The sequence below is a fragment of the Mycobacterium sp. IDUB_37 genome (assembly GCF_055419245.1).
In genome coordinates this window covers 674244-692286 of sequence record NZ_JBVAXG010000003.1, presented here as the reverse complement: position 1 = coordinate 692286, position 18043 = coordinate 674244, and the positions used below count along the sequence as shown (strand labels likewise).

The window sequence follows — 18043 nt, the reverse complement described above, 5'->3', positions numbered from 1 at the left end:
ACTATATGGCGGTGGTCACTTTCCTGACCTGGTGAGCACTAGGCCGGGATGAGTTTGATCGGCAGGTGGCTGTGCCGGCGGATGATGTTGTTGACCGCCCACGAAGGCCGATCGGTCACTTCGATGCGGTCGACACGTTCGAGCATGGCGCGCAGCATCGCGGCGGTCTCCATCCGGGCGAGTCCTTGACCCGCACAGGCATGGGTTCCGTTGCCGAAGCCGATCTGGCGACCGGCGTCGCGTCGGATGTCGAAGACGTCGGGGCGGTCCCATTCGTTCTCGTCGCGGTTGGCCGAGGCGTAGACGACCAGGACCCGGGCCCCCTTCGGAATCGGCGTGCCGTCGATCTCGGTGTCGTCGCGAACCTGGCGGGCGAAGGCCCGAAGGGGTGCCTCGAAACGGATGACCTCGTTGATGGCATTTGAGATCAGACCCGGGTCATTCTTGAGCAGTTGCCATTGCTCGGGATGGGTGGCGAGCAGATAGATGGCGTTCGAGATGGCGCTGATCGTCGTGTCCAGGGATGGGGCGATGTAGTCGATCATCAGTGCCGGGCACTCGGCGTGGGTGAGCTTGTTCTCGTCGGCCGCACACAACAGTTCGTGCGCCATGCTCCCCTCGAGCACCGAGCGCTGCTGTACGACGCGGCGGGCGAACCGCAGCATCTGCAGCGTACGTGGAATCGCTTTGACAGCTTGCCAATTGAGTGGCCCGAGGACGTCAAAGGTGGCGCCGCCCCATTCGATGAGGTGCTGGCGTTGGTCCCGTGGCCAGCCGACCAGGTCGGGGACGATCGCCAACGGCAGGGCGGTGGCCAGATCGGCGACCGCGTCGACGACGCCCTGTTGGACGGCAGCGTCGACCACGGCGTCGGCCTGTTGGTCGATGGCTTCGCCGACTGAACGCAGTGCTCTAGGCAACAGGCGGTGGGCAAGCAGCTTGCGACGCTGGTCGTGCTCGGCGCCATCGCTGTTCAGCGTGGTGCCGCGGGCCAGTCGGTTGCTCAGCGGATTGAGCGCGACACCGTTGCCAGAGATGAATACCTTGTCGTTGCGCAGCGTGGCCTTGCATTCGGCATAGCGGGGCAGTGCATAGACCCGGTGACGCTGCAACCACACCACGGAGCCGAGTTGCCGTAGTCGCTGGTAGTGCGGGTAGGGCTGCAGTAAAGCCGGGGTGGAGTAGATGCTTTCGGAATAGGTCGCCACTCCGTTGGGGCCGTCACGCATCGGGCGTTCTCCTGACTTGCAGCGGCAAGCAATCAGGGCTGAACGCTCGCGACGCATCTTCTGACGAAATCGTCACATGCGGAGTTCGTGTCAGTCAAGAGTTTCTGACGAATTCGTCACCAATGGTGACGACGCTGATGCTCAGTAGACGTCGCGCAGGTAGCGGTGCTCCTTGATCAACCGGTTGATGTACGCGTGCGCGGCGTCAGGTGCCAAGTTGCCGCAGCGGGCCACAATGCCGTGCAATGCGGCGTCGACGTCCCTGGCCATCCGATCGGCGTCGCCACACACGTACACATGCGCGCCGTCCTGGATCCAGTCGAAGAGCTCGGCAGCGTTCTCCCACATGCGATGTTGCACATAAGTTTTCGCGTCAGCGGTCGATCCGTCGCGGGAGAATGCCAGGTCGAGTCGCTACTTCAGGTTGTCAGCAACCTGCTCCAGAGCGGCCAGGTGGTCGTCGACGTTCGCCAGGCGTGCCCCCATCGTGTTGACCGACAGGTGAGTGGCGCCGGCCTCCCGCCACGCTGCGATTTCAGCCGCGGCCTTGTCGCGGTCGCCCGTCCAGCTGATCCGGCCTTCCATCCCGAGGTTTCCGACGTCCCGGCCGGAGGCAGTCGCGGCGCGTTCCACCTGATCACGGGCGTAGTCAAGGCCGGGCCCGGGATCCATCATGGGAAACCAGCCGTCAGCCAGCCGCCCGGCGCGCTCGTAGGCACGCTCGGAGGCTGCGCCGAACCACACCGGGATCGGTTGTTGGATCGGCATTGGCGCCAGGCCGGCCCCGGTCACCGTGTGATGCTTGCCGGTGAAGGTGACGGATCGCTCGGTCCAGAGTTTGCGCATCAGCTCCACCTGCTCCTCGGAGCGCCTGCCGCGGTTGGTGAAGCGCTCGCCGAGTGCTTCGTACTCGACGGCGTTCCAGCCCAGTCCGATGCCGAGGCGGAACCGCCCGCCGGTGAGCAGATCGACCTCGGCCGCCTGCTTGGCCACCAATACCGTCTGTCGTTGCGGCAGGATGATCACGCCGGTGACGAGCTCCAGCGTGGTGACGGCAGCCAGGAATCCGAACACCACGAACGGCTCGTGGAACGTCGTGTCGATGTTGTAAGGACCCTGAAAGTCTTGGTGCACAGCAGGATCGGCGCCGACGACGTGGTCGTAAGCCAGGATGTGGGTGAACCCGAGTTCTTCGACGCGTTCGCCATACGCGCGCACCACAGCGGGATCGCCGCCCAATTCGGTCTGCGGGAACACGACTCCGATGCGCATTCAGTAGTCAACCACGCGGCATCGTGATTGCTTCCCGACCCGGGTGCACGCCGACGCGGACGCGCGGGTCCGGCCTATGGTCGAGCTGTGACCATCACGTACGACGAGACGCTGCGGGACCAGATCCGGGCGCGGTTGGCGAGCCATCACCGCCGCACGGTGACCGACCCCACGAAGCGGCACGCGGCGGTCGCGGTGGTGCTCGTCGACTCCGAAGCCGGCGAAGACCGAGTGGATCCGGCGAACGTGGACGACTGGATCGGTGGCCGGCCGATGCCGGAAGAGGGTCTCGACGGCCACATGGTCGACGTGGCAGGCGGTGCCGCTTTCCTGTTGTGCCGCCGAGCTTCTCGTCTCAATGCACACGCCGCCCAGTGGGCGCTGCCCGGTGGTCGCCTCGACCCGGGCGAAACGGTCGTCGAAGCCGCGCTGCGGGAACTGGACGAGGAGGTGGCGGTCAGCCTGCCGGCCTCGACAGTGCTCGGCCTGCTCGACGACTACCCGACCCGATCGGGATATGTCATTACGCCGGTGGTGATCTGGGGCGGCGGCCGGCTTGACCCGCGCCCGGCGCCGGACGAAGTAGAGGCGGTCTACCGGGTGGGGTTGCACCAACTGCAGCGCGACGATTCACCGCGTTACATCAGCATTCCCGAGAGCCCACGACCCGTGGTTCAGATCCCGCTGGGAAATGACCTGATCCACGCGCCGACGGGTGCGGTGCTGCTGCAGCTGCGCTGGCTTTGTCTGGAGGGCCGGCATGACCCGGTCGACGAACTCGAACAACCGCCCTTCGCCTGGAAGTAGGGGCGTTCATGTGACGCTAGCCGGCGCCTCCACAGCCACCACCGCCGCAACCACTGCTGCCCCCACAGCCGTGATGACCGCCACCGCAGCCATGATGGCCGCCGTCCGACGAATCCGAGCCGCTCCACCAAATGTCGCTGTCCCGTCGTCGGCGCCCGGTGCGGCTACGTGGGTTGTGCACCGTGCGTCTGCCGCGCTGCGCAAGCTTGCCGAAGCCCACCAGCGTCACCCACGACAGCAAAGGCCACCACAACGTCGTGGAAGAGCCGCTCATGCGGGCAAGGGTACGTCAGGATCTTCTTTTTTGTTTACAGTAAAAACATGCGACGGCCGGCACGCGATCGATACGCCCGCGCCCGTCGTGCGATAGCCGAACTCGACCTTCCGCCGGCGGTCTACAAGACGTGTCCGTGGCAGCCACAGGATCTCATCGAGACCGGCCTGCGGCAGTGGTTGCGCTGCTGTGCGCCGGCGCTTCGCGACAAACGGGTGATCGGCATGCCGTCCCGGGCGGTCGACGAAGCATGGCACGGCTTCATCCTGTGTACCGCCCGCTACCAGGCGTTCTGCGACAAGGCGTACGGCCGATTTCTTCATCACCATCCCGAGGGCGGGGCGCCCGAGCATGCCGTAGCGACCGTCGACTCGGCCGGCGAACAGCTGCGAAGGACGGTCATCGCCTGGCAGCTGGTCGCGCAACCCGGCGAGCAATGTGTGCTGTGGGATCTTGACGCACGCGTTGGAGTCGAACAGCCCTGGGGTATCGATGCCGTCCGGGTGCACGAGATCCGGCGCGCGTTGGCTAGTCAGGTGTAACGACGCGTCAATGCTGACCCGCCGCAGCGGTGGTCGCGTTGTGCGGTAGAAACAGGTGTGCAAGGCAATCCCGATGAGGCTGACTTCGCGGCGACGCAGCCGTACTTTCGAACCGACGAAAGTCGTTATGTGCCAACCTCAATCGCCCAAGGTGGCTGGGGGCCTTCGCTGAGTGGGCATGTCGTCGGCGGCCTGCTCGGCTGGGCGGTCGAACGTGCGGTCGACGATCCGCAATTCCAGCCCGCCCGGCTCACCGTCGACCTGCCTCGTCCAACCGCGTTCAAACCGGTCGAGGTGCGCACTCGAGTGACCCAGGACCGACGCCGACTGCGCCTGGTCGAAGCGGTCCTGGTTCAGGACCAGAATCCTGTCGCGCACGCGAGTGCGCTGTTTCTGCGCCGCGAAACCCAGCCCGACGGCACGATCTGGTCGCAACCGGTACACATGCCGCCGCTGCCCGACGACCGGGACGGCGTCCAGTCGCTGTTCATCCGGACCTTCGGATGGGGCAGCGGGCTGCAGAATCCCGATCCCGAGTGGGCCCAAACGTTCGGGCCGAAGTACACCTGGCTGCAGGAGACACGCCCACTCGTCGACGATCAACCGATGACTGCCTTCACCCGGGCCGCCATGGCCGGTGACATCACGGCTTCGATCGCCAACTGGGGGACGAAGGGTTTGCAGTTCATCAACGTCGACTACACGCTGACACTGACCCGACTTCCCGAAGGACCGCATCTCGGACTGGCCTCGCTCACCCACTACAGCGACGACGGGGTAGCCAGCGGTTCAGCTGTTCTCGTCGACCACAAAGGCCCGATCGGCAACGGTGTTTCCGTTGCGATCGCGCAGTCCGGATTTCGGCCGAATCAAGGGAAGCCGTCGGACGACTAACTGACGGAATCAGTTCCCGCGGTGGCTGTTTCGTCGTAGTCGAATTGCCCGCGTGAGGGCCGCTGCCACCGCGACTGCTGCCAGCGAGGTGAGAATCATCGCCGACCCGCGGGCGGATCCGACGAGGGTCAACACCAATGGCAGGGCAAAGCCCAGGTAGGTCGTTGCGTAGAACACACCAGTCAGGGTGCCGCGAACACGTTGCGGTGCAGCGGCTTCCAGGTCGATCAGGCCCTCGCGCAGACAAAGCCCGGAAGCGCAGCCGAGCAACACCACCAGTAGGAGGGCCAGCCAGAGCGGCATTGTCGTCGGAGCTACCGCGACGCCTACGTAGCCGAGCGCGGCAAGCAGCGCTCCGATGGTTCCGGCCTGTGGACCCCACTTACGCCTTCGAGCGGCCACCTGGCTGAGGCCACTGGCTCCATTGGCGATCAGCGCGGCCGTTCCGGCAGCCAGTGGTGCGGCGAGCCCGGTGTGCACCCGGCCAGGCAGAGTGACGAAAGCGATTGTCGCCGAGACGAATACCCATGGAGCCAGAGGTATGGCCCAGCTCAACGCTTGTACGGCGCCCTGCTCGGTGGACGATTCAGCCGCACGCACCGCCTCCACCGGCGTCGCCTCAGCACGTCGCAACGCGACAACAACGCCGGCAACCGCAGCAACGACCAGGACGGCGGCGATGCCGAATGATGCCCCGATGCCGGACGGCCCTGCCAAGGCGATCGCGCCTGAGGCGAACGGACCGACCGCGAAACCGGCCATCAACACCGCACCGGCCATGCCGGCACCCGCGGGCCCCTTCAGGTCGGAGGTCCATGCCGTACAAGAACTAACGGCGAGCCCAACCCCGACGCCGACGATCAGTCGGCCCACCATCAACACATCGGGCTGCTGCGACAGCATCATCGCGATGGTCCCCAGCACGGTTGTGGTCGCCCCGGTCAACGCGACCGCCTTGCGTCCGAACGCGTCCGAGGCGCGGCCACCGCCGAGCAGGCCGGGCAGCAGCCCCACCGCGTAGATTCCGAAGATCGCGTCCAGGTCGGCGACGTCGAGGTGCCGGCCATCCCGGATAGCGGGTATCAAAGCGGCGAAGTGATTGGCGGCCCAGCCCGACGCGAACAAGACGGCCAGGACGGCGGTGAACACGGCGGGGCCGGGCCGGGTGTGGCCCGACCTGGTTGGCGGCACCGGTTGCGCGGTCGCCGCGGTAGCCCCGTTCGACGACGCCACTGACTTCCCCTCCGCGCGCTCCATGAATTTGGGCGCCGATAGCGCCCCCTAGAAGGACACCCTCGGCAGCGGCGCTATTCCCAAGCAGAGGACTCGCGTCGCTTGGCGGCGCCGAGTCTGCGTCCAGTGCTTGATCCTGAGGATTTTGCGCGCTGACCGCAGTCTCGACTCGCTGAGCGCAGGTTCGCGCACTTCTCCGGAAGCGGTTTTCGTGCTAGACAGCAGTACGTGGCAGAAGCGGCAGTGCTGTTGGAACGTGACCAGCACATCCTGACAATCACCATCAATCGCCCGGACAAGCGCAATGCCTTCAATCCAGAAGTGCTGTGCCGCCTCGCCGACGCCTGGGACCTGTTGGACGACGATCCTGATCTGCGGGTCGCAATCCTGACCGGCGCGGACCGAAACTTCTCGGCAGGTGCCGATTTGGATCGATTGGTAGGCGCCCTGATCGCCGGGGAGCCGCCGCAGAACGAGTTCGAGGAGCGCGTCAGGACCGATTTCTCGTTGATCTACAAGGGTTTTCTCAAGGACCACTACGTCAAGAAGCCGATCATCGCGGCGGTCGAGGGCTACTGCTACGCGGGCGGGATGGAGATCCTGCAGGCGTTCGACATCCGGGTGGCAGCCGAGGATGCGCGGTTGGCCATCAGCGAAGTGCAGCGCGGCCTGTTCCCGATGAGCGCGTCGACCATCCGGTTGCCCCGGCAGATCCCGTACACCGTGGCGATGGAGATGCTGATCGCGGGAACCCCCATCTCCGGTCGGCGTGCCTACGAAATCGGCCTGGTCGGCCACGTCACTCCCGCCGGGGGTGCGCTCGGCCGGGCGCGCGAGGTGGCCGAGCAAGTGGCGGCGAACGGGCCGCTGGCGGTCCGCAATATCAAGGCGTCGGTGATCGAGAACCTGGAGAAGACCGAGGCGGAGGCCTTCCCTCGCGAACTCGAACTCGGTATGGCGGTGATGGGTTCGGCCGACGCCAAGGAGGGGCCGCGCGCATTCCTGGAGAAGCGGCCACCGAACTTCACTGGCAAGTGACTCGTTTGGCACGCAGGAGACAGGCCGCGGTCAGCAATTGCCATACGAAGATCGAGTAGACGCTGCCGCGCTCCCACACGCCGATCGGCAGTAGCGGTGGCGCTGCTGAGGTCCAGCCGAGCAGCAGCCCGAGAAGGCATAAAAATCCAAGGGCCGCAATTACTCTGGATGTGCCGAGGTACCAACGACGCAGCGGCCCGACCACTGCCGAACCGGCAAGAATCGCGGCGTTGCCGCCTACGATCGCCAGGCCGGCCCCCAAGGTGTGTACCTTCCCGCTGTGCAGGATGCCGACCAGAATGTTGCCGACGGCATTCGCGGTGGACAGTGCCAGGAACAGGTACACCAATCTGCGGCGCGCAGTGCCCGCGATGAACAGCGCTCCGAGTAGGAACATGCTGCCCTGCAAGAAGAACGCCGCGTGCATTAGATGCGTCCGAGACCCGGTCACGCCCAGATCGCTGATGTAGTTACGCGCGTAGCTGTAGGCAGGCCGATAACCGGCGGCGGTGAAGGCTTCGAGAAACAGGTAGCCAACCACTCCCACTACCCAGAGGACGGCACCGCGATCACGCACCCGGCGCCACGTGAATGTTTCTGGCGCCCGTGACGTTTCGGAGCCCCGAGCAGTTCACACATCCGACGCAACCGACGCAGTCGGTACAGCGAACACACGCGATGCAGGCCACGCACCGGGTGCACGCGATACATCCGATGCACGCCACACACTCCCGGACGGCGACGCACATCACCGTCATGAGGCTGGCGATCACCCCGACGCTGCCGGCGGTGATCGCTGACCCCGCCACCGCGACGCTGCCTGCCGTCGCAACCGATCCTGCGACCGCGACGCTTCCTGCGGCCGACGCCGACCCTGCGACCGCGACGCTGCCCGCGACCGCCGCCGCTCCGGCTACCGCGACGCTGTCGATGACGGCGACCGAACCTACGACGGTTTCACTTTCGTCTGGAGCCGCCCGATCAAACGCCGAAATCAATGCAACCGACATGGGCCCCATCATGTCAGTCATCCGGCCGAAGTGTCGCGAGGCGCCGCAACTTGGCCGGTCATAGAATTCACTATGGATCTTGAGCGCATTACCCACCCGTTGAGGCTTGCGCGGGGATCACACCAGGCGGGATCCGCAACAGGGTGCGCCATGAACGTGATCTCGTACATCAACGGCGACGAGCAGATCACCGATTTTCCCGCGACGTCGGCCCGACCGCTGGCCGCTTTCGTGCAGTTGTGCAACGACCAACTGGCCGGTCCCGACGGATACCTCTCGCCGGATGACGCCGTGCTGGCGCTTGATCTGGGTTGGTTGACCGTGGGAACCGCCTGTGAGGGGGAGGCGCCCGCAACCGTCATCCATCCGTGGGTGTCCAAGCTGCTGATCAGTCCGCCCTGGGGTGTCGTCCGCTACGCCGATGGCGCTGCGGCCGAAGCGATCTTCGATATCGCCGAACTGCATCGCACCCTCGGCCCGGGCGAGATGCCAGACATCGCCAGCTGGGACCGGGCCGCCCGCGCCGCGCGTGAGATCAGTGCCGGGATGTCGCCGTGTGCCGAGAAGTACGCGGTCCGAGCCGCCTATCAATCGACCTCGCTGTCTGATGCCGAAGCCTGGGACACGCTGGACGCGGTGACCGGCAACGCCCTGCGCGCCCACCGATTGGCGAACCTGGTGGGCGGCGCGCCCCGGATTGTGGAGATGACGCGTCACGCCATCCGGTCCTGGCGTCGACTGGCCGGCCTGAGCGTTGTCGGCAACAGTCCTATCGGTGCCAGCGCCGGTGCGGTCCGCTCCACGAGTGCGCCGCGCCGGGAGTGGAAGATGCTGGCCTGATCGGGTCGCTCAGCGAATGGCCAAACCGGTCAGTGCCCGCGAAATCACCAGTCGCTGAATCTCGCTGGTGCCCTCGAAGATGGTGAAGATCTTCGCGTCACGATGCATCCGCTCGACGGGGTAGTCGCGGGTGTATCCGTTGCCGCCCAGGATCTGGATGGCCTCGTCGGTGACGTAGACCGCGGTCTCGCTGGCCACCAGCTTGGCCATCGACCCTTCAGCGCTGTCGAAGTTTTTATTGTTGCGCGCCATCCAACCGGCCCGCCAGACCAGTAGCCGGGCCGCATCGATCCGGCTCTTCATGTCGGCCAGCTTGAACGCCACCGCTTGGAACTCACCGATCTTGCGCCCGAACTGCTCCCGCTGACTGGCGTAGTCGAGTGCGTACTCGTACGCGGCCCGGGCCACGCCGACAGCCATCGCCCCGACGGTTGGTCGGGTGCGCTCGAAGGTCTTCATCGCGGCCTGCCCACCGGTGGACGCACCGGACTTGACCCGGGCGATCCGCGCCTCGAATTTTTCCCGGCCACCGAGGATCCCGTCCTCAGGCAGGCGGACGTTGTCGAGCACTACTTCAGCGGTGTGCGATGCGCGAATCCCGTGTTTCTTGAACTTCTGCCCCTGAGCGAGGCCCTTGGTGTCCGGCCCGATGACGAAGCTGGCCTGGCCGCGGGTGCCAAGCTCGGGGTAAACGGATGCCACCACGATGTGCACATTGGCGATACCGCCGTTCGTGGCCCAGGTCTTGGTGCCGTTGAGCACCCACTCGCTGGTTGCCTCGTCGTAGCGGGCGCGAGTGCGGATACCTCCGACGTCGGAACCCGCGTCGGGCTCCGACGAGCAGAACGCGCCGAGCTGGGGTTCTCCCGGAGTGCCGAACATGTCAGGCAGCCAGCGGCCGATTTGTTCGGGAGTTCCGTTGCCCGCCAGTGCCGCGGCGGCGAGGCCGGTACCCATGATGGACAGTGCGATGCCGGCGTCGCCCCAGAACATCTCTTCGAAGGCGGTCAGCATGCCCAGCCCGGTCGGCTCGCCGGCCTGTTGGGCGAAGAAGTCGGGCGAGTACAACCCGACCTTTGCCGCTTCCTGGATTACCGGCCACGGTGTTTCCTCCCGCTCGTCCCATTCGGCGGCGGCGGGGCGGATGACGTCGGTGGCGAATTTGTGCACCCAGTCGCGCACTTCGATCACGTCGTCGCTGAGGTCCAATGAAAAAGTCACGTTGGTTGCTCCTGATTGAGGTTTCTGGGAGTTCGGTATTGCGCGAGGACGCTGAGCGTTTGCTTCACCCAGGCCTCGAAGTAGCGGTCTTCGGCGATATTGCCCGGCAACCGGCCGGTCAACGCCTCTAGCGTTGCGGCGTAGGACAGCGAGCCGATCGCGGTGGCCGCGGTGGCCTCAGGATCGGGGATCTGCGTGCGGCCGGACCGGTTGGATGCGATCAGTTCGTCGGCGAAACGTTGATAGGCGTTGTCGGTGATGACCTGCCAGGTCTTCTCGTCCAGATCGCCGAGTTCATCGGGTTCGCGCAGCATCACCTTGAGCAGGTCCTCGCTCTGCTTGAAGTTGCTCCAGATCAGCTGCCCGGCGGTGCGGACCGCGTCTTCGAGGCTCTTCGGATCTCTCGCGTCGTACATCTCCCTCGCGGCGACGATGCTGTCGATCCGGTGCGCGACCGCTGCTTCCAGCAGCTCGCGCTTGGACCCGAAGTGCTTATAGAGGGCGCCCGAGCCCGGTGCCAGCCCCGATGCCCGCTGGATGTCGGCCACCGACGTCGCCGCATACCCCTTGGCGGCGAAAAGCTGCAGAGCCTCGGCCAACAGGCGGTCACGTCCGGAAGGGACCATGGTGAGAGAGTACTCACTCACCAGCCTCGAGGGAAATCGGCGACGGGTACTGCCGCCGAGGCAGGGGTGCCGTTGACACTGCGGCTACGGCGGGAAAGTCCGTGAAAACACAACCGTGGACGCAGACTCAACGCCGGCCGCGCACGAGTTCGACGACGAACAGTTCAGAAGAAGAATCCGGCGAACGGGGCATCCGGTACCGCAAACAACCGGTCGGCTGCGTCGAGCGCGGCGGGATCATCGGCGCGGGCCAGTCCGGCGGCCGCGAGACTGCGCCACGTGGTGCCGCCGAGCATTGCGGCACCGAGCCCTTCGATGTCGACGTGTAGCTCTGCGCGCTGGTCCGTCGGTTCGGCGCCGTCGCCGGTGATGGCGAAGTTGGCTGAATTGCCAGGCACGAGAGCGTCATTGACCGCGATGGTGACTGCGCCATCGCCGAGATATCGGCGTGCGGCCAGAGCCTTTTCGACATCGACGACGCGCAGCCACGTTTCGTCATACACCGCGGCGACCTTTGCAGCCCGTCGATCGACCAGGAGCCCGGGCAACGGGTCGTCGATCGGCAGCATCCGGAACACCACGCGATCAACGAGATCCAGCCCGAGTAAGAAGCGCAGCAGACCCAGATAGGCGTCCATGGTGGGCGCGAAGAAGTCCTCCACCGCAATGGTCCGCTGATCGCTGATGAACCAACGTTCGGTATCGAGGGGCCGGTAGCGGGCGAAACCCGATTCGGATCCCGGCTCGCCGTGCACCGCGATATACGAAGGTCCAGGCGAGGATTCGGTTCGGGCCCGCAGGCTCTGCCACCAAACCGGGGATCTGCCAATGGTTCCGGGCCGGGACGGGCGATGCTCGCTGCAGACGCGGGGCAGCACGTCCCATGCGTCGGCCGTCTCGATCAGCCGTACCGGACCGCCGGCCCCGACGCCGGGACGCAGCGCCGCGCGCGCGGTCGTAACCTCGACGGTTTGCATCGAACTCGCCATGCCGTAGCCGTACCGTCCGTAGATGGTCGCCTCCGATGCCCGTAACGTCGCGACCACCTCGCCGCGTTCGGCGAAGTCGCGCAATTGATGGCGGACCAGGTCGGTGGCGATGCCTTGCCGGGTGAACGACGGCAGCACGCCGATGTGCGTCACGGCAGCATGGCCGACGAGCGCTCCACCGGGCAGTGTGAGTTCGCCGCTAGCCGCGTCAGCGGTACCCACCAGTTGCTGTCCGACAAAGACACCGATGGTCCGGCCGGGTTCGAGCAGCGTGGCGATCTTGCCTGGTGAGAGGTCCGGTAGCGGCGGCAGGCCCACCATGGCGGCACGGAAAAGCTTTGCCGCAGCGAACAGGTCTTCCTCGGTGTCGAGAATCCGGATCTCGCGGGTCACCTAGCCATCATGCACTCAGGCTGATGTCAGCTTGAGCTGACGGGATCTAGTTTGGATCTTCGCCTGCCAGGCGACCAGCGCCGGCATGCCGACAAGCTCAAGCCCGATCGCGCCGACGAATACCGGATGCGGGCGGCCGGTGGCCCGCCAGGACAGCAATCTGGCTAGGCCCCCGAGGAACACGGTGCCGCACACGGCGCGGAATCGCGCGCCGTTCTGCTCGATGCCAGGCAGAGTGGACCACATCGCCGGCCCGGCAGCGAACCAGAAGGTCGAGGCAAAGCGGTATTCGCTGTCGGCGCTGGATTCGAAGCGGCTGGTGTCGCCGGGCAATGTCGAGGGGCCGGCGACCATCCCGGCCAGACCTGTCAGGAACGGGATGGCCGCCAGGATTCCTACGACGAACTGCAGCCACCGGCGCCCACCATCGGAGTTCATGCCCAACAGCTTCTCATCGGTGGGTGAGCTGTCCAAGCGAATCGGCCAGTTCTGGTTGTACAGCGTTTTGACCTCATCGAGCAGCTTCTTGGACAGCACCGCTCGATGAGGTAGCAAAGTTGTTCAGCACGAACACGATTGGCCGCAGGTTCTTTAACGCGCTGCAGGAATGGCTGGCAATCAGGGTACTGAAAGTACACCCAGCCGTCGGCCGCGGCGCGGGTTAAAAACGCGCAGAATGCAATTCGTTCGGCAAACGCGCTGGTCCTCCCCCGATTGTCGACGTCGGTGAAATCGATCACGAAATGCGTGGTCAGGATGCGGATGATTTTGGCGGAGCCTGGCGTTGTGCCAACGGCAAGCCCACAAGCGGTGAATTGGCAACCGGCGGCGTCCGGTGGCCGTAACTACGCTGTGGTCGAGGGCAGGTGAGCGGTAAGGCAGGAGGCGACATGCTGACACAAGCGTGTGGTTGCCGCTGCCTAGGTCTGCCGCCGCTCGGCGTGCTGCCGCCCAACCTGTTGTGTTCGTAGCCGCCGACGCATTGATCATGTTCGGCGGCTCAGCCCGGCACCAATCTCCCTGATTGCTGGATCGCACCAACACGAAAGCGGGGCACCCGCAAATGCCTGATTCCTCAGTTCCCCTTCACCTCGCCGTGGCTTTGGACGGCGCCGGATGGCACCCGGGCGCTTGGCGCGAACCCGACGCCCGACCGGACAAACTGCTCGACGCCGACTACTGGGTGGATCTGGTGGCGCTGGCCGAGGCTGCGACATTGGATTTCGTCACGATCGAGGATTCGCTTGCGCTGCAATCGGATCACCCCTTCCTGGCCGACGAACGGACCGATCGTGTTCGCGGGCGCCTGGACGCGGCGCTGATCGCCGCGCGAGTTGCGCCGCGCACCAAGCGAATAGGTCTCATCCCCACAGCGGTCGTCACCCATACCGAGCCGTTTCACGTGTCGAAGTCCATTGCCACGCTCGACTACGTCAGTACCGGGCGGGCCGGCGTCCGGGTGCAGATCGCCGGCCGCCCGGATGTGGCAGCGCACTTCGGCCGTCGCGAACCGCTTGGCCAGAACCAGATTGGTGACTACTTTGCCGAGGCCGCCGACTACGTCGCGGTGCTGCGCCTGTTGTGGGACAGCTGGGAGGACGACGCCGAGATCCGGGACACCGCGACAGGACGGTTCGTCGACCGGGACAAGTTGCACTACATCGACTTCGAAGGACGTTGGTTCTCGGTCAAAGGACCTTCCATCACGCCCCGCCCACCGCAGGGGCAGCCCGTCGTCGCCGCCCTGGGTCACGTCGCCGTCGCCTACCAACTGATTGCCGGCAGCGCGGACGTCGGATTCGTTACCCCGCATAGTGCTTCGCATGCCTCGGAAATCGTGGCCGAGATCCGGGCACTGCAGAGTGCCGCCGGCCGAGGCCAGGACACCGTGCACGTTTTCGGTGACCTGACGGTGTTCCTCGATCACACCGAGCAGGCAGCGCAATCGCGACGACAGCGACTCGACGATCAGGCCGGTGTCGAATACGTCGGCGACGCTGGAGTTTTCGTAGGCACGCCAGCGCAGTTGGCGGATCTGCTGCAGGAGTGGCATGCGGCCGGTCTCTCCGGCTTCCGGCTGCGTCCCGCGGCCCTTCCCCATGATCTGGCCCAGATCACCGAGGTTCTGGTACCCGAGTTGCGCCGCCGAGGGGTGTTCCGGACTGCCTACGAAGCCGACACGCTGCGGGGTCTGCTCGGGTTGTCCCGGCCTATCAACAGATACGCGATTGCGTGATCTGATCAGCAACCAAGGAATTCGCAATGACCAAGCCAACCAAGCAGATTCACCTGGCCGCTCACTTCCCCGGCGTCAACAACACCACCGTGTGGAGCGACCCGGCGGCCGGCAGCCACATCGAGTTCAGTTCGTTCGCGCAGTTCGCGCAGACCGCCGAACGGGGCAAGTTCGACTTCCTGTTCCTCGCCGAGGGTTTGCGGCTGCGCGAGCAGAACGGCCAGATCTATGACCTGGACGTGGTCGGCCGTCCCGACACTTTCGCGGTGCTGGCCGCACTCGCGGCAGTCACGGACCGATTGGGTCTGACCGGCACCATCAACTCCACCTTCAACGAGCCCTATGAGGTGGCGAGGCAATTCGCCTCGCTGGATCACCTGTCGGGCGGTCGGGCCGCCTGGAATGTGGTGACCTCCTGGGATGCGTTCACCGGCGAGAACTTTCGGCGCGGGGGCTTCCTCGCGGAAGATCAGCGCTACCAGCGCGCGCAGACTTTTCTGCAGACAGCCAATGAGCTGTTCGACTCTTGGCGCGGAGACGAAGTCGTTGCGGATAAAGACAGCGGCGTCTTCCTGTCCGATCCGAACGCCGGCGAATTCGCGCATAGCGACGCCCATTTCAACATCCACGGGCGATTCAATGTGCCACGAAGCCCGCAGGGACGGCCGGTCATCTTTCAGGCCGGTGATTCCGAGGCCGGCCGAGACTTCGCCGCCGCAGCCGCGGACGCGATCTTCTCCCGGCACAGCACATTGACGGAGGGCCAGGCGTTCTACTCCGACGTCAAAGGGCGGTTGGCCCGCTACGGGCGCCGTCGTGACGAGTTGCTCATCCTGCCGGCCGCGACCTTCGTGCTCGGCGACACCGACGCGGAGGCCGCCGACATCGCGCACGAGGTACGACTTGCGCAGGTGTCGCCGCAGACGGCGATCAAGTTTCTCGAACAGCTCTGGAACCGCGACCTTTCCGACCACGACCCGGACGGTCCGCTGCCGACCGTCGACCCGATCGTGGGAGAGAACACGATCTCCCGCGGCCGGGCCAGTGTTCGGATGTTCCGGGATTCGGTAGCAATCGCGAACGAGTGGCGGGCCAAAGCCGAAGCGGAGAGGCTGACCACGCGCGAACTGATCGTCGAGGTCACCGGCCGCCAATCTTTCATCGGCTCAGCGCAAACGGTCGCCGCGAAACTCAACGAACTCGTACAGGCTGATGCCAGTGACGGATTCATCCTGGTCCCCCACATCACGCCCGGCGGGCTGGACCCATTCGTCGATCAGGTGGTACCGCTGCTGCAGGAGCGTGGGGTTTTCCGCGCCGACTATGAGGGCACCACGTTGCGCGAGCACCTGGGGCTGGCGCAACTGCCTGTTCCCCGGCGGTCCGTCGACCACGATGCCGCCAGATCGGCTTCTTGACGATCATGGCCACTCCGCTGGCGGTCCTCGATCTGGTGCCGATCTCCTCGGGATCGACTGCGGCACAAGCGTTACGCAACAGTATCGACCTGGCTCAGCATGCCGAGAAGCTGGGCTACACGCGGTACTGGTTCGCCGAACATCACCTCAATCCCGGGGTGGCCGGCACTTCTCCCGCGGTATTGCTGGCCTTGACCGCGTCACACACCTCGACGATCCGGCTCGGTTCCGGCGCCGTGCAGATGGGGCACCGGACCGCCTTGTCCACGGTGGAAGAGTTCGGATTGCTCGATGCGCTGCACCCGGGCCGATTCGATCTCGGGTTGGGTCGCTCGGGCGGCCGACCGGCGCCATCGGCAATTCCCGTCGGCGCCGGCTCGCGGGCGGCGGGCAACGGGAAATCACCGAATGGACTGTTGATTCCGGCGAAGTTCGATATGGCGCCGGTGTTGCAATCGCCGCGCTTTGCGTTGCACAAAACATTGCTGCAGCTGCCTGGCGCGGAATCGCAGCAGTACACCGAGCAGATCGACGATGTTCTCGCTTTCATTGCCGACACCTATCGTTCCCCGGAAGGCGAGGAAGCCCACGTGGTGCCCGGCGCCGGAGCAGATCTGCAAATCTGGATCCTGGGCAGCAGCGGCGGGGAGAGTGCCAGCGTCGCAGGGGAAAGAGGACTGCGTTTCGCTGCCAACTACCACGTCGCCCCGGCTTCGGTACTCGAGGCAAGTGACGCATACCGGGCGGCATTCCAGCCCTCGGCGGTGCTGGACCGGCCATATGTCGCGGTCTCGGCGGACGTCGTCGTCGCCGAGGATGAGGCGACCGCCCGGGAGTTGGCCACCGGCTACGGGCTGTGGGTGCGCAGTATCCGTACGGCCGAGGGCGCGATTCCCTATCCAACTCCGACGCAGGCCCGTGCCCACACCTGGACCGACTGCGACCGCAAACTCGTTGCCGATCGGGTCGACACACAATTCGTCGGATCTGCCACCCAGGTAGCGGATCAGCTCGAGCGGCTGCGCGATGCGACCCAGGCTGACGAGCTGCTCGTCACCACCATTACCCATGACCATCGGGATCGGGTGCGGTCCTACCGGCTGCTTGCGCAGGAGTGGGCGCGCCGGTAGACGCCTGGCACGTCGTCCATTTCGGGGGATGCCTTCACACGCTACCTGGCTAGTAGTAGTAGTTTGCAACTAGCTGATAGCTTCTCCAAGGAAAGGACCGAGATGACTTCCGCGACTCCCAGGACGGTGCTCGACCGATTTCGGCTCGATGGGCAGGTGGCGATCGTCACCGGGGCTTCGTCGGGGCTGGGCGTCGCGTTCGCCGAGGCGCTTGCCGAGGCGGGTGCCGATCTGGTACTCGCTGCGCGCCGCGCCGATCGCCTCGAGCAGACCCGCGCCCTGGTCGAGGATCGGGGCCGGCGTGCGCTGACGGTGACCGCGGACGTGTCGCGTCCCGAAGACGCGCAGAAGGTCGTCGAGTTGGCGATGGCCGACTTCGGCCACGTCGACGTGCTGGTGAACAACGCCGGCAAGGGCACCGCCGTACCGGCGACCCGCGAAACGCCCGAGCAGTTCCGTGAAGTGATCGATATCAATCTCAACGGCTCTTACTGGATGGCCCAAGCTTGTGGCCGGGTGATGAAACCCGGTAGCTCGATCATCAACGTCGCCAGCGTGATCGCGCTGATGAGCGGCGGGCTGCCGCAGGCCGCCTATTCGGCCAGCAAGGCCGGAGTGGCGGGCCTGACCCGGGATCTGGCCGGCCAGTGGACGGGGCGCAAGGGCATCCGCGTCAATGCGCTGGCTCCGGGCTTCTTTCCATCCGAGATGACCGATGAGTTCCCGGAGGGCTACATCGACAGCCAACTGTCACGACTACCTGCCGGACGGCCTGGCGACCCGGCCGAGCTCGCCGCGGCGCTGGTGTTCCTCGCCAGCCCGGCCGCGTCCTACGTCACCGGTGCCACGCTGGTGGTCGACGGCGGCCTGACGATCGCATGATTCTAGTTT

19 protein-coding genes and 1 pseudogene are annotated in these 18043 nt (G+C 65.5%); 9 read left to right on the top strand and 11 right to left on the bottom strand.

Annotated features, from left to right (window positions below; translation table 11 throughout):
• Positions 1-38: 38 nt before the first annotated feature.
• The 3 genes and pseudogenes from ACZY1I_RS13880 to ACZY1I_RS13870 all read right to left on the bottom strand — a co-directional run bounded on the left by ACZY1I_RS13880 (position 39) and on the right by ACZY1I_RS13870 (position 2501).
• Positions 39-1229, bottom strand: a complete 1191-nt coding sequence (locus ACZY1I_RS13880; protein WP_463754966.1) for a cytochrome P450 — start codon at positions 1227-1229, stop codon at positions 39-41.
• A gap of 141 nt (positions 1230-1370) precedes the next feature.
• Positions 1371-1643 (bottom strand): annotated as a pseudogene (locus tag ACZY1I_RS13875) (sulfite reductase flavoprotein subunit alpha); the annotation flags it as partial.
• Positions 1644-2501 carry an LLM class F420-dependent oxidoreductase gene (locus tag ACZY1I_RS13870; protein WP_463754965.1) on the bottom strand — a complete coding sequence of 286 codons (858 nt, stop codon included), beginning with the start codon at positions 2499-2501 and terminating at the stop codon, positions 1644-1646.
• 87 nt (positions 2502-2588) lie between these two features.
• Here ACZY1I_RS13870 and ACZY1I_RS13865 point away from each other — a divergent pair, with 87 nt between their 5' ends.
• Positions 2589-3308 carry an NUDIX hydrolase gene (locus tag ACZY1I_RS13865; protein WP_463754964.1) on the top strand — a complete coding sequence of 240 codons (720 nt, stop codon included), beginning with the start codon at positions 2589-2591 and terminating at the stop codon, positions 3306-3308.
• A 16-nt stretch (positions 3309-3324) separates the two neighbouring features.
• Here the strand turns inward: ACZY1I_RS13865 and ACZY1I_RS13860 are convergent, their stop codons facing one another.
• Positions 3325-3582 (bottom strand): hypothetical protein, encoded by a 258-nt coding sequence (locus ACZY1I_RS13860; protein ID WP_463754963.1) that lies wholly within the window; start codon positions 3580-3582, stop codon positions 3325-3327.
• 47 nt (positions 3583-3629) lie between these two features.
• Here ACZY1I_RS13860 and ACZY1I_RS13855 point away from each other — a divergent pair, with 47 nt between their 5' ends.
• The gene (locus tag ACZY1I_RS13855) at positions 3630-4124 is read left to right on the top strand and encodes a glycine-rich domain-containing protein (protein WP_463754962.1); all 495 of its coding nucleotides are present in this window, start codon (positions 3630-3632) and stop codon (positions 4122-4124) included.
• 57 nt (positions 4125-4181) lie between these two features.
• Positions 4182-5018: an acyl-CoA thioesterase domain-containing protein gene (locus tag ACZY1I_RS13850; RefSeq protein WP_463754961.1), complete on the top strand. Its 837-nt coding sequence runs from the start codon at positions 4182-4184 to the stop codon at positions 5016-5018.
• A gap of 9 nt (positions 5019-5027) precedes the next feature.
• Here ACZY1I_RS13850 and ACZY1I_RS13845 read toward each other — a convergent pair whose 3' ends face one another.
• Positions 5028-6251: an MFS transporter gene (locus ACZY1I_RS13845; RefSeq protein ID WP_463754960.1), complete on the bottom strand. Its 1224-nt coding sequence runs from the start codon at positions 6249-6251 to the stop codon at positions 5028-5030.
• 228 nt (positions 6252-6479) lie between these two features.
• Here ACZY1I_RS13845 and ACZY1I_RS13840 point away from each other — a divergent pair, with 228 nt between their 5' ends.
• Complete coding sequence (locus ACZY1I_RS13840; protein ID WP_463754959.1) at positions 6480-7289, top strand: enoyl-CoA hydratase-related protein; 810 nt, start codon at positions 6480-6482, stop codon at positions 7287-7289.
• Here the strand turns inward: ACZY1I_RS13840 and ACZY1I_RS13835 are convergent.
• Positions 7276-7866 (bottom strand): DUF998 domain-containing protein, encoded by a 591-nt coding sequence (locus ACZY1I_RS13835; protein ID WP_463754957.1) that lies wholly within the window; start codon positions 7864-7866, stop codon positions 7276-7278. The two genes, ACZY1I_RS13840 and ACZY1I_RS13835, sit on opposite strands and share 14 nt — an antisense overlap.
• A complete protein-coding gene (locus tag ACZY1I_RS13830; protein WP_463754956.1) occupies positions 7859-8299 on the bottom strand; it encodes a hypothetical protein in 441 nt (146 codons plus the stop codon). The genes ACZY1I_RS13835 and ACZY1I_RS13830 overlap by 8 nt, the downstream gene beginning before the upstream one ends.
• 150 nt (positions 8300-8449) lie before the next feature.
• Here ACZY1I_RS13830 and ACZY1I_RS13825 point away from each other — a divergent pair, with 150 nt between their 5' ends.
• The gene (locus ACZY1I_RS13825) at positions 8450-9139 is read left to right on the top strand and encodes a hypothetical protein (protein WP_463754955.1); all 690 of its coding nucleotides are present in this window, start codon (positions 8450-8452) and stop codon (positions 9137-9139) included.
• A 9-nt stretch (positions 9140-9148) separates the two neighbouring features.
• On the opposite strand, the gene ACZY1I_RS13820 is transcribed toward ACZY1I_RS13825, so the two are convergent.
• The 4 genes from ACZY1I_RS13820 to ACZY1I_RS13805 all read right to left on the bottom strand — a co-directional run bounded on the left by ACZY1I_RS13820 (position 9149) and on the right by ACZY1I_RS13805 (position 12905).
• The gene (locus tag ACZY1I_RS13820) at positions 9149-10360 is read right to left on the bottom strand and encodes an acyl-CoA dehydrogenase family protein (RefSeq protein WP_463754954.1); all 1212 of its coding nucleotides are present in this window, start codon (positions 10358-10360) and stop codon (positions 9149-9151) included.
• Complete coding sequence (locus ACZY1I_RS13815) at positions 10357-10986, bottom strand: TetR/AcrR family transcriptional regulator (protein WP_463755133.1); 630 nt, start codon at positions 10984-10986, stop codon at positions 10357-10359. The genes ACZY1I_RS13820 and ACZY1I_RS13815 overlap by 4 nt, the downstream gene beginning before the upstream one ends.
• Positions 10987-11150: 164 nt before the next feature.
• The gene (locus ACZY1I_RS13810) at positions 11151-12368 is read right to left on the bottom strand and encodes a GNAT family N-acetyltransferase (protein WP_463754953.1); all 1218 of its coding nucleotides are present in this window, start codon (positions 12366-12368) and stop codon (positions 11151-11153) included.
• 15 nt (positions 12369-12383) lie between these two features.
• Positions 12384-12905, bottom strand: a complete 522-nt coding sequence (locus tag ACZY1I_RS13805) for a DUF4345 domain-containing protein (RefSeq protein ID WP_463754952.1) — start codon at positions 12903-12905, stop codon at positions 12384-12386.
• 526 nt (positions 12906-13431) lie between these two features.
• Between ACZY1I_RS13805 and ACZY1I_RS13800 the strand changes: the two genes are divergently transcribed.
• The 4 genes from ACZY1I_RS13800 (at position 13432) to ACZY1I_RS13785 (ending at position 18034) form a co-directional block, all read left to right on the top strand.
• Positions 13432-14604, top strand: coding sequence for an LLM class flavin-dependent oxidoreductase (locus ACZY1I_RS13800; RefSeq protein WP_463754951.1), 1173 nt, complete (start codon positions 13432-13434; stop codon positions 14602-14604).
• 26 nt (positions 14605-14630) lie between these two features.
• The gene (locus ACZY1I_RS13795) at positions 14631-16022 is read left to right on the top strand and encodes an NtaA/DmoA family FMN-dependent monooxygenase (protein WP_463754950.1); all 1392 of its coding nucleotides are present in this window, start codon (positions 14631-14633) and stop codon (positions 16020-16022) included.
• 5 nt (positions 16023-16027) lie between these two features.
• Positions 16028-17152 (top strand): LLM class flavin-dependent oxidoreductase, encoded by a 1125-nt coding sequence (locus ACZY1I_RS13790; protein WP_463754949.1) that lies wholly within the window; start codon positions 16028-16030, stop codon positions 17150-17152.
• Positions 17153-17254: 102 nt separating this feature from the next.
• Positions 17255-18034 carry an SDR family NAD(P)-dependent oxidoreductase gene (locus ACZY1I_RS13785; RefSeq protein ID WP_463754948.1) on the top strand — a complete coding sequence of 260 codons (780 nt, stop codon included), beginning with the start codon at positions 17255-17257 and terminating at the stop codon, positions 18032-18034.
• Positions 18035-18043 lie beyond the last annotated feature (9 nt).

Bases quoted from the DNA above. Each gene is read 5' to 3' on its own strand.
- ACZY1I_RS13870 (WP_463754965.1), bottom strand. From the start codon at position 2,501: ATGCGCATCGGAGTCGTGTTCCCGCAGACCGAATTGGGCGGCGATCCC.
- ACZY1I_RS13860 (WP_463754963.1), bottom strand. From the start codon at position 3,582: ATGAGCGGCTCTTCCACGACGTTGTGGTGGCCTTTGCTGTCGTGGGTG.
- ACZY1I_RS13800 (WP_463754951.1), top strand. From the start codon at position 13,432: ATGCCTGATTCCTCAGTTCCCCTTCACCTCGCCGTGGCTTTGGACGGC.
- ACZY1I_RS13815 (WP_463755133.1), bottom strand. From the start codon at position 10,986: ATGGTCCCTTCCGGACGTGACCGCCTGTTGGCCGAGGCTCTGCAGCTT.
- ACZY1I_RS13880 (WP_463754966.1), bottom strand. From the start codon at position 1,229: ATGCGTGACGGCCCCAACGGAGTGGCGACCTATTCCGAAAGCATCTAC.
- ACZY1I_RS13785 (WP_463754948.1), top strand. From the start codon at position 17,255: ATGACTTCCGCGACTCCCAGGACGGTGCTCGACCGATTTCGGCTCGAT.
- ACZY1I_RS13790 (WP_463754949.1), top strand. From the start codon at position 16,028: ATGGCCACTCCGCTGGCGGTCCTCGATCTGGTGCCGATCTCCTCGGGA.
- ACZY1I_RS13825 (WP_463754955.1), top strand. From the start codon at position 8,450: ATGAACGTGATCTCGTACATCAACGGCGACGAGCAGATCACCGATTTT.
- ACZY1I_RS13830 (WP_463754956.1), bottom strand. From the start codon at position 8,299: ATGTCGGTTGCATTGATTTCGGCGTTTGATCGGGCGGCTCCAGACGAA.
- ACZY1I_RS13855 (WP_463754962.1), top strand. From the start codon at position 3,630: ATGCGACGGCCGGCACGCGATCGATACGCCCGCGCCCGTCGTGCGATA.
- ACZY1I_RS13795 (WP_463754950.1), top strand. From the start codon at position 14,631: ATGACCAAGCCAACCAAGCAGATTCACCTGGCCGCTCACTTCCCCGGC.